Raw genomic sequence first — 9,222 nt, 5'->3', positions numbered from 1 at the left:
TTTTTATAACAGTTTCTTACAAAGCATAGCGGGTGTTGGCCGTATCACAGCCCGGCTTCACGTTGACGCTGGTCTTCGTCCTGCAAGGCGGCGGCCTCGGCACCGCGACGGATCTTCAGCTCGCTGACCACCACCGCCAGCACGATCAGCAGCCCGCCGATCAGGGCTACCCCCGGTAGGCGTTCGCCGGCAATGCGCCCGACAACCCCGGCCCACACCGGCTCGCCGGCATAGATCAAGGTGGCGCGGGTGGGCGAAACCGACTGCTGCGCCCAGTTCATCGCCACCTGGATCACCGCGCTCATGGCGCCCAGGCCTACGGCGCTGACCAGCAGCAACCAGGAGAAGTCGGGGAGCGGCTCCTGGGTCGGCACTATCATCAGGAACGCCAGCGCCGAGGCAGTCGCCAGTTGCACCACGGTGACCCGGCGCACATCGACCTTGCCGGCATAACGGCTGATCAGGATGATCTCGCCGGCAATCGCCACGGCGCTGACCAGCGTCACCAGCTCACCTTCGCTGAAGTGCAGGCTGCCGCCTTCGGGGCCGGCCAGCAGCATCAGGCCGGCAAAGGCCAGGCAGATGCCCAGGCTTGGCATCAGCCCAGGACGACGGCCCAGTACCAGCCATTGCAGCAGTGGCACGAACGGCACGTAGAGCGCAGTGATGAACGCCGACTGGCTGCTGCTGATGGTCTGCAGGCCCATGGTCTGCAAGCCGTAGCCGAGCATGATCGACACGCCGATGAGCATGCCGGCCTTGAGTTCGGTGAAGGTCAGCCCAGGCAGCGAACGCGCCGACACCAGGCCGACGAACAATGCGGCGGCGGCGAAGCGCAGGCCGACGAAGAACATCGGCCCGCTGACGCTCATGACCGTGTGCACGATCAGGAAGGTGCCGCCCCAGAGCATGGTGATGAACACCAGCACCAGCTCGGCCTTGCTCAGGCGGAAGGAGACGGCGGGCTTGCTGTGGGTGGCTTGGCTCATGGGCTTGCGTGCTCGGCAGGGGCGGCGCACAATCCGCCGCAAAGTGGGCAGTATACTGCGCAACCCCTGTTAGTGAGCAATATAGTGCACAAAGAAACCGAACACCGTGCCTCGGTGTTGCAGCATGTCAGTCAGAATGTTCGTCGCCTGCGTGGCGACGCCGGCCTCAGCCAGGCGGCCCTGGCCGAGCGTTCCGGGGTCAGCCGGCGAATGCTGGTGGCTATCGAGGCAGGTGAGAAGAATGTCAGCCTGACTACTCTCGACTTGATTGCCGAGGCGTTGGGTGTGGCCTTCAGCACGCTGATCCAGGCGCCCGAGCAACGCGACCCGAGCCGCATCGACGAGCTGGCCTGGGCCGGTGAGCATCCAGGCAGCCGGGCGGTGCTGCTGGGCAGCAGCCCGGCCCGGCGCGAGGCAGAGCTGTGGGAGTGGACCCTGGCGCCCGGCGAGTGCTACGCCAGCGAGGCCGATGCGGCGGGTTGGAGCGAGCAGATCTACGTCGCCGAAGGGCAATTGACGCTGGTCATCGAAGGCGTCGAGCACCACTTGATGACCGGTCAGTTTCATGTGTTCCCCAGCAACTGCCGCTATGCCTATCGCAATGATGGCCAGCAGGCCGTGCGCTTCGTGCGCAATGTGGTGATCTGAGCGGTCAACCCTTGAGCAGTTCTTCGGTGCTGACCACCTTGGCGTAGGCGAAGGCCAGTGCGGCCATTGCCGAGGCGTGCACTTCGGCGGCTGGCACCTGCTTGCCGTCGAAGGCCAGCGGCAGGGTGGCGCAGGCGTCATGGGCCACGGTGACGTCATAGCCGTAGTCTGCGGCCGCCCGGGTGGCGGCATCGACGCACATATGGCTCATGCTGCCGGCGATGGTCAGCGCCTTGACAGCGTGCTGGTCGAGCAGCGCCTTCAGGTTGGTGTCGCGAAAGCTGTTGACCTTGTGCTTGAGCACCACGGCCTCGCTACTGGCAGGTTCGACCTTGTGGTGAATGCGGGCACCGGCCGAGCCTGGGGTGAAGAAGGGCGCGTCGCTGCTCTCGAACTCGTGACGCACGTGGACCACCAGGTCGCCTCGTTGACGTGCAGCGTCGAGCAGCCGGGCGGCGTTGTCGGCGGCAGCCTCGGCGCCGTCGAGGGCCCATTTGCCGCCAGGGAAGTAGTCGTTCTGGATGTCGATGATGATCAGTGCCTGCTTGCTCATGGTGCCTCCTGCGGCAGTAGTGATGAACTGCTGATAGTTATAGGCTTGAACGATCGGATCGAGGATTGGCGCGAGCGACACAATGACGGCAAAAACTGACAGCCTGGAAATCGGCGTGCTGGTGTACCCGGGTGCACAGAGTGCGGCGGTGCATGGTTTGACCGACCTGTTCGCGGTGGCCAACCGGGTTGCGGCTGAACTGGGTGAGCACCAGTTGCCGCTGCTGCGTGTCAGCCACTGGCAGCTCGATGCCGCCGGGCAACTGCAGGTGATTCACGACAGCCTGCCGCAGGCCGGGCATGCGCCACGGGCCATGTTGATTCCCCCCAGCCTGGCCGCCACGCCTTCCGGCGAGCTGCTGGCCGCTCATCGTCCCGCACTTTGCGACTTGCATGGCCAAGGGACTGTACTGGCCTCGGTGTGCATCGGGGTGTTCCTGATAGCGGGCAGCGGCCTGCTCGACGGGCGTTCGGCCTGCACTCACTGGAACTACGCCCAGGCCTTGAGCGAGCGCTTCCCCAAAGTGCGTGTGGCAACCAGCCAGCCACTGCTGGACGATGGCGATATCGTCACCTCCGCCGGCCTGATGGCCTGGACCGACCTGGGGCTGCACCTGATCGAGCGCTTCCTTGGCCATACCCTGGCCCGTGAGACCGCACGCTACCTGGCGGTGGAGCCGGCACCGGCACCCGTGCCGGGGGCGTTGTTCACCCCGCGCCTGGAGCATGGCGACGAGGCGGTGCTGCGGGTGCAGCATTGGTTGCAGGGTGAACAGGCCCGTGACGCCGGCCTGGCCGATATGGCCCGCTGTGCCGGGCTTGAACCGCGCACGTTCCTGCGGCGCTTTCGCGCCGCCACCGGCCTGCGTCCCACCGAGTATGCCCAGCAAGTGCGGGTTGGCCGCGCCTGCCGGTTGCTGGAGTTCACTCGGCGCAGCGTCGACCAGATCGCCTGGGGTGTCGGCTATCAGGACCCCGGCGCCTTTCGCAAGGTGTTCCAGCGCCTCACCGGCATGACCCCCAGTGACTACCGGCGGCGGTTCGCGGTTGGCAGCGAGTGAGTGCTGGTTGTGCGGTGGACACGCCGTTACTGGGGAGGGCGCCTTCAAGGAGAAAGTCCTTGACCTTGAGTTAACTTGAGGTTTTAACCTGCGCGCCAATGGGCTGCATGTGGCCCAAGCTAGGAGACAGTCCATGGTGGTCAATGCCCATTCCCTGTGGTTCACCCAGATGATCGAGTACGACGTCCCGCCTGGGCATCAGCAGGCGCTGGCGCAGGCACTGGTCGCGCGCAGCGAGCACTTGGCGCAGTGCTGTGAAGGTTTGCAGGGCGTCAGCATCCAGGCCAGTGACGACGGCTGTCGGGTGCTCCAATACCTGCAATGGCAGTCGCGCCTTGTATGGGAGGCCGCCGTCAGCCGCTTCGTCGAGGAGCCGTTCCTCGAAATGTTGCGCCAACACCAGGCCCGAGGCGTCAACTTCGCGGCCTACCAGACCTTGCGTAGCCTGGTGCGGGGTGCCGATGGCGGCCTGCACTGCCAGGTCGGCGAGGCTCAGGCGTACCAAGGCGCGTAGTGCGGGTAGCGGTCCAGGCGTGCACCGATGACCATCTCGCTGACCCATGCGCTCAGCATCGCGCTGTAGGCTTTCTGGCTTTCTTCGCTCGATAGCGCGTGATCGGCGCCATCGACGGTGCGGTGGGTCAGCGAGTGTGCGCTGACGAACGCCGAGCGGTAGCTCATCAGGGTGCTGTGCGGCACATAGTCGTCCTGTTCGGACTCCACCAGCAGCACGTCGCCGGCAAACTCCGCGCAGGCGGCGAGGGCGCTGTTGTCGGCCGGGCTCAAGGCGCGCAGGCGATAGGCGTTGAGGCGTTGACGGTCCAGCGCCTGCTTGGGGCTGTTCCATTCATCGTCCCAATACAGGGCCGGCACCCTCAGCGCCAACCATTTCACCGCGCGGCGGCGGGTGAGCAGGGTGGCCAGGTAACCGCCATAACTGCTGCCGATGACGGCCATGGCGGCGGGGTCGACGGCGGGATGGCTGGCGAGGCGGTCGTAGGCGGCCAGCAGGTCGGCGAGGTTCTGCTCGCGGGTGACGGTCAGGCGTTGGCTTTGCGTCTTCTCGTGGCCGCGCAGGTCGAAGGTCATGCACACGCAACCCAGCCCGGTGATCTGTCGGGCCCGCGCCAGGTCGCGCTGCTGGCTGCCGCCCCAGCCGTGGACGAAGAGGATGCCCGGCATCTTGCTGCCGGGGCTGACCAGGGTGCCGGCGATGCTTTCGCCTTCGACGGCCAGCTCGATGGTTTCACTTTCGATGGTCATGGTCGCGGATCCGTGCATATTTGCTGAGTTGTCCCAGTTCACTGTCATGCCCCTGATAGAAAAGGGTGGCGTCGGCCGGGAGTTGGGCTTCGCCGAACACTTCGTGGGTGGATGCGCGCACTTGCTGCAGGGCCGGGTCGTCGGCAAAGGCCAGCAACGCGAGGATCTCGGCGCTGCTGGCTCCGCCCGGGCGCCACGACTGCTCCAGCACGCCGCTGCGCATGTGGCCGCGCGGGTCGGTGCCGCGGGCGATGTCGTAGTTGCGTCGGGAGGCGATGAAGCCAGGGAAGTGGCGTTCGGCAGCCTGCTCGTAGGCCATGGCCTGGGTGATGGCCAGCCGCAGAGGGTCTTCCAGCGGCAGCTGCAGCAGTTGTTGGTAGTCGCCGCGCACCACGTGCAGGTCGGACCCGCCGTACACCTCGGTGCCGGCGTGGTCGTGGGTGAGCTGCTGGGTGCCGTGGTAGCTAAGGGTGAGCCCGGCGACACGAACCTGACCGACGCTGAAGGTTTCGACGTCGCTCAGGTCTTCTTCCAGCACCAGGCCCCATACGGCGAGCTGTTGGTCGTCCATTGGCTGCAGCAGTGTTTCCAATGCTTCGAGCCGGGTGATGACCTGTTGGCCGCGACCGGCGCAGGCCAGCACGGGCTTGATGCGAATTCGGCCTTCGTCCAGTAGCAACGCGGCGGCACGGCGCGCGTCATCCTTGCTGAAGACGGTGTAGCCCCGCAGCAGGGCGTTGCTGGCATCCTGGGCGAACGCATCCGTCCAGCCCGGCGGGAAGCTTGCCCCGGCGGGCAGCGGATGGGAGATGGCCTTGGTGGCCATATAGGGGTGGCTGACCAATCCGCCGAACAGGTCGCGTTCGCTGTGGATGCCCAGCGGTGCGTAGCGTGCCGGGTCGATCAGGGTATCGGTGGCCAGGTAATAGTAGTGGGCATCGCCGGTTGGTGGTTGGCCAGGTTGGGCTCGCGGCAGGTTCAGCAACTGTGCAAGGCAGTCGGCCAGCTTGAGCTGGACGGCGTGTTCGTGCTCCGAAGTGTGCTCGCGGGTGTCGAGCAGTGCTACAGCGGTTTTCGGCTCGCGGGAGTGGGGCATGGGGGCCTCGCGTGCGCTGAAGTATGTATGGGCTGTGAAGGCATCAGCGGGGTAAAGTTCAGTGGGATTGATCGGCGGTTTGCAGGGGGCATGGGGCAAACCTGGCGCTGTTCCCGTCGTGAAGATTGCGGGCGGTGGCCGCCTGTTCCATTATCGACGGCCTGGATCAGTCGAGATGTGTCCGCAGGAGTGCGCATGAACAGTCAGTCCCCCCTTCAGGAAACCGTACCGGCGCGTCTGGCCCGTGTGCGTCAGGTCATGGCCCGCGAGGGGGTCGATGCCCTGTTGGTACCTTCCGCCGACCCGCATTTGTCCGAGTACCTGCCGGGCCATTGGCAGGGGCGGCAATGGTTGTCCGGTTTCCACGGTTCGGTGGGCACGCTGGTGGTGACGGCGGACTTCGCCGGGGTGTGGGCTGACAGCCGTTATTGGGAACAGGCGGATAAAGAGCTGGCGGGTAGCGGTATTGAACTGATGAAGCTGCGGCCCGGGCAGCCGGGGGCACTTGAGTGGTTGGGCGAGCATGTCCAGGGCACGGTCGCCGTGGACGGTGCGGTGATGGCTTTGGCTTCGGCGCGTCAACTGGACGAGCGCTTGCAGGCCCGGGGTGTGAGCTTGCGTACCGATCTTGATCTGTTTGAACAGGTCTGGACTGATCGACCGCCCCTGCCGGGTAATCCGGTGTATCAGCACCTGGCGCCGCACGCCACGGTCAATCGCGCGCAAAAGCTTGCCGAACTGCGTAGCACGCTGCAGGACAAGGGCGCCGACTGGCATTTCATTGCCACGCTCGATGACATTGCCTGGCTGTTCAACCTGCGGGGCAGTGATGTGTCCTACAACCCGGTGTTCGTCTCCTTCGCCCTGATCAGCCAGAGCAAAGCCTGCCTGTTCGTGGGCCGCGACAAAGTCGACGACCATTTGCGCCAGGTGCTGGCCGCCGATGGCATCGAAGTGCGCGATTACACCGAGGTGGGCAGCGCGCTGGCGGCAATCCCCGCGCAAAGCAGCTTGATGGTGGACCCGGCGCGGGTCACTCGCGGCTTGCTTGACCATCTTGCGCGCCAAGTAAGGCTGATTGAAGCCATCAACCCCACGACCTTGAGCAAGTCACGCAAGGGGGAGGGGGATTTGGCTCACATCCGCAAGGCCATGGAGCAGGACGGCGCGGCGCTGTGTGAATTCTTTGCCTGGTTCGAAGCCCACCAGGGGCAGCAGGTGATCACCGAACTGACCATCGACGAGCAGCTGAGTGCGGCGCGTGCCCGGCGGCCTGGCTTCGTATCCTTGAGCTTCTCGACCATCGCGGCCTACAACGCCAACGGTGCCATGCCCCATTACCATGCCACTGAGCAGTCCCACGCAGTGATCGACGGCAATGGCCTGTTGTTGATCGATTCGGGCGGCCAATACCTGGGGGGCACCACCGACATCACGCGCATGGTGCCCATCGGTGAGCCCAGCCATGAGCAGAAGGCCGATTGCACGCGGGTGCTCAAGGGCATGATCGCGCTGTCACGGGCGAAGTTCCCGCGCGGCATTCTTTCACCTTTGCTCGATGCCATCGCGCGGGCGCCGATCTGGGCCGACCAGGTCGATTACGGGCATGGCACCGGCCATGGTGTGGGCTACTTCATGAATGTGCACGAAGGGCCGCAGGTGATTGCCTATCAGGCGGCAGCCACGCCACAGACGGCGATGCAGTCGGGGATGATCAGCTCGATCGAGCCTGGCACCTACCGGCCAGGGCAGTGGGGGGTGCGGATCGAGAACCTGGTGGTCAATCGCGAGGCGGGCAGCAGTGCGTTTGGCGATTTCCTCGAGTTCGAAACCCTGACCTTGTGCCCGATTGATACTCGCTGCCTGCTGCGCGAGGGGCTGGGCAGCGAGGATATCGCCTGGCTCGATCGCTATCACCAGACTGTGCGGGAGCGGCTATCGCCGCTGCTCCAGGGTGATGCGCTGGCGTGGCTGGAGCAACGCACGGCACCGATCTGACAGCAACGAAAAGGGCAGCCCGGAGGCTGCCCTTTTCATATCTACTTGCAGATCACGATCATGCTGCGGCTGGTATAGCCGGCGGGGTTGATGCCGAAGATATAGTCACCGGGCTCTTCATCGCTGTCGCCAGAGCGGGCGATGACTTTATAGCCTTTGCTGCTACAGGAGCTTGCGGCTTTGCTGTAGCACTTGTCCCACGACGAAGAGAGGCCCGAGCAGTTGATGTGCAGGCCCTTCTTCCCCCGCTTCACCTCGGTCTTGGCAGTCGCGGCACATCCAGCAATGGCCAAGATGGCCAGGATGAGAAAAATACGTTTCATTCCTGTCCTTATGCGGGCCCGGTTACATGCCTGGGCCTGTCGTCAGCGCTTCGAGTCTTCCCTGAGATTTCCCTGCGTCCTTTTGCAGCCAAGTAGATAGCGTCTTGATTATGATTTTGTGACAGCTTAATCAGCCCGCGGGAGCGGTACAAGGCCAGGCATGTTTTAAATGCAAATATTTCTCAAATCAGTCGGCGGCCACGGCGGGTGCTGTTTCGCGTCTCATCGACAGTGTTGCGCCGACCGATGCGGTGATGATGGCGAGGATGGCCAGCCATTGCCAGGTGGTGAGTTTCTCGCCCAGGAACAGCAAGCCTGAAAGGGCCCCGAATGCCGGTTCGATGCTCATCAGGGTGCCGAATGTGCGTGCGGGCATGCGGGTCAGGGCGACCATTTCCAGGCTATAGGGGAGCGCTGTCGACAGAATCGCGACGCCCAGTGCCACAGGTAGCAACGCCGGTGTGAGCAGTGCGCTGCCGGCATGGACGATGCCGATGGGGGCAACGAATAGCGCGGCGATCACCACCCCCAGTGCGGCAGTCTGGATGCCGTTTTCGGCGCCCGCGCGTTGGCCATATAGAATGTAGAGCGCCCAACATACACCTGCCCCCAGTGCATAGCCGGCACCCAACGGGTCGAGGCTGGCGCCGGACTGGCCGACGGGGATCAGGAGCAGCAGGCCGATTACCGCCAGGCCGATCCAGACAAAGTCCAGCGCCCGGCGCGAGGCCCAGAGTGCTACGGCCAGTGGGCCGGTGAATTCGAGTGCCACGGCGATCCCCAAGGGCACGCTGCGTAGCGACATATAGAAGAGGAAATTCATTCCACCCAGGGCCATGCCGTAGATGATCACGCTGCGCAGGGTGCTGGCGTCCAGCCGTGCCCGCCAAGGGCGCAGCAGCAACAGCATGATGATGCTGGCGAAGATCAGACGCAGGGTGGTGGTGCCTTGTGCGCCTACGACAGGGAACATGCTTTTTGCCAGTGAGGCGCCGGACTGGATGGAAGCCATGGCGATCAACAGCAGGCCGATGGGGAACAGGGTGGCGGCCAGGCTGCGTTGGGGGGTGTTCATTATAGGGGGAGGGTCCATGGTTGCGCGGCGGGGTGAGCAATATAGTGCGCAATTTGCGGTGCGGTGTGCAAGGGATGGTTATGGTTCGTGCGAACAGCGGGCGTTGCTGGTTTGGTGTTTCCTCTATATTTCAATTTCCTGAAATTAAAGGTTGACGGGGTTTCAGATCCCCTTATAATGCGCCCCACTTCCAGCGACAACGGAACGCAAAACTCCT

General features: G+C 64.2%; 10 protein-coding genes. 4 read left to right on the top strand and 6 right to left on the bottom strand.

What is annotated here, in order from left to right:
• Positions 1-44: 44 nt before the first annotated feature.
• Positions 45-989 carry a DMT family transporter gene (locus F6X61_RS20180; protein ID WP_153788128.1) on the bottom strand — a complete coding sequence of 315 codons (945 nt, stop codon included), beginning with the start codon at positions 987-989 and terminating at the stop codon, positions 45-47.
• Positions 990-1,073: 84 nt separating this feature from the next.
• Between F6X61_RS20180 and F6X61_RS20175 the strand changes: the two genes are divergently transcribed.
• Positions 1,074-1,637 (top strand): helix-turn-helix domain-containing protein, encoded by a 564-nt coding sequence (locus F6X61_RS20175; protein WP_153788127.1) that lies wholly within the window; start codon positions 1,074-1,076, stop codon positions 1,635-1,637.
• A gap of 4 nt (positions 1,638-1,641) precedes the next feature.
• Here F6X61_RS20175 and F6X61_RS20170 read toward each other — a convergent pair whose 3' ends face one another.
• A complete protein-coding gene (locus F6X61_RS20170) occupies positions 1,642-2,190 on the bottom strand; it encodes a cysteine hydrolase family protein (protein WP_153788126.1) in 549 nt (182 codons plus the stop codon).
• A gap of 82 nt (positions 2,191-2,272) precedes the next feature.
• Here F6X61_RS20170 and F6X61_RS20165 point away from each other — a divergent pair, with 82 nt between their 5' ends.
• Both F6X61_RS20165 and F6X61_RS20160 read left to right on the top strand, forming a co-directional pair.
• Positions 2,273-3,250 carry a GlxA family transcriptional regulator gene (locus tag F6X61_RS20165; RefSeq protein ID WP_153788125.1) on the top strand — a complete coding sequence of 326 codons (978 nt, stop codon included), beginning with the start codon at positions 2,273-2,275 and terminating at the stop codon, positions 3,248-3,250.
• A 133-nt stretch (positions 3,251-3,383) separates the two neighbouring features.
• Positions 3,384-3,764 carry an antibiotic biosynthesis monooxygenase gene (locus F6X61_RS20160; protein WP_153788124.1) on the top strand — a complete coding sequence of 127 codons (381 nt, stop codon included), beginning with the start codon at positions 3,384-3,386 and terminating at the stop codon, positions 3,762-3,764.
• On the opposite strand, the gene F6X61_RS20155 is transcribed toward F6X61_RS20160, so the two are convergent.
• Together F6X61_RS20155 and F6X61_RS20150 are read right to left on the bottom strand one after the other, a co-directional pair.
• Complete coding sequence (locus tag F6X61_RS20155; protein WP_153788123.1) at positions 3,743-4,513, bottom strand: S9 family peptidase; 771 nt, start codon at positions 4,511-4,513, stop codon at positions 3,743-3,745. The genes F6X61_RS20160 and F6X61_RS20155 overlap by 22 nt on opposite strands.
• On the bottom strand, positions 4,497-5,609 hold the full coding sequence (locus F6X61_RS20150) for a DUF3182 family protein (protein WP_153788122.1): 1,113 nt from the start codon (positions 5,607-5,609) through the stop codon (positions 4,497-4,499). The genes F6X61_RS20155 and F6X61_RS20150 overlap by 17 nt, the downstream gene beginning before the upstream one ends.
• 195 nt (positions 5,610-5,804) lie before the next feature.
• Here F6X61_RS20150 and F6X61_RS20145 point away from each other — a divergent pair, with 195 nt between their 5' ends.
• A complete protein-coding gene (locus F6X61_RS20145) occupies positions 5,805-7,607 on the top strand; it encodes an aminopeptidase P family protein (RefSeq protein WP_153788121.1) in 1,803 nt (600 codons plus the stop codon).
• Positions 7,608-7,648: 41 nt separating this feature from the next.
• On the opposite strand, the gene F6X61_RS20140 is transcribed toward F6X61_RS20145, so the two are convergent.
• Together F6X61_RS20140 and rhtA are read right to left on the bottom strand one after the other, a co-directional pair.
• A complete protein-coding gene (locus tag F6X61_RS20140; RefSeq protein WP_153788120.1) occupies positions 7,649-7,930 on the bottom strand; it encodes a hypothetical protein in 282 nt (93 codons plus the stop codon).
• A 187-nt stretch (positions 7,931-8,117) separates the two neighbouring features.
• Positions 8,118-9,005, bottom strand: coding sequence for a threonine/homoserine exporter RhtA (rhtA, locus tag F6X61_RS20135; protein WP_153788119.1), 888 nt, complete (start codon positions 9,003-9,005; stop codon positions 8,118-8,120).
• Positions 9,006-9,222: the final 217 nt, after the last annotated feature.

It is taken from the genome of Pseudomonas sp. EMN2, assembly GCF_009650555.1.
In the GTDB taxonomy this organism is placed as follows: Bacteria; Pseudomonadota; Gammaproteobacteria; order Pseudomonadales; family Pseudomonadaceae; genus Aquipseudomonas; species Aquipseudomonas sichuanensis.
Note: the sequence above shows the minus strand (reverse complement) of the source record. Positions and strands in the feature narration are given on the sequence as shown.

Excerpts from the sequence above, each read along its gene's own strand:
- F6X61_RS20170 (WP_153788126.1), bottom strand. The coding sequence starts at position 2,190 with ATGAGCAAGCAGGCACTGATCATCATCGACATCCAGAACGACTACTTC.
- F6X61_RS20140 (WP_153788120.1), bottom strand. The coding sequence starts at position 7,930 with ATGAAACGTATTTTTCTCATCCTGGCCATCTTGGCCATTGCTGGATGT.
- F6X61_RS20145 (WP_153788121.1), top strand. The coding sequence starts at position 5,805 with ATGAACAGTCAGTCCCCCCTTCAGGAAACCGTACCGGCGCGTCTGGCC.
- F6X61_RS20155 (WP_153788123.1), bottom strand. The coding sequence starts at position 4,513 with ATGACCATCGAAAGTGAAACCATCGAGCTGGCCGTCGAAGGCGAAAGC.
- F6X61_RS20180 (WP_153788128.1), bottom strand. The coding sequence starts at position 989 with ATGAGCCAAGCCACCCACAGCAAGCCCGCCGTCTCCTTCCGCCTGAGC.
- F6X61_RS20165 (WP_153788125.1), top strand. The coding sequence starts at position 2,273 with ATGACGGCAAAAACTGACAGCCTGGAAATCGGCGTGCTGGTGTACCCG.
- F6X61_RS20150 (WP_153788122.1), bottom strand. The coding sequence starts at position 5,609 with ATGCCCCACTCCCGCGAGCCGAAAACCGCTGTAGCACTGCTCGACACC.
- rhtA (WP_153788119.1), bottom strand. The coding sequence starts at position 9,005 with ATGAACACCCCCCAACGCAGCCTGGCCGCCACCCTGTTCCCCATCGGC.
- F6X61_RS20160 (WP_153788124.1), top strand. The coding sequence starts at position 3,384 with ATGGTGGTCAATGCCCATTCCCTGTGGTTCACCCAGATGATCGAGTAC.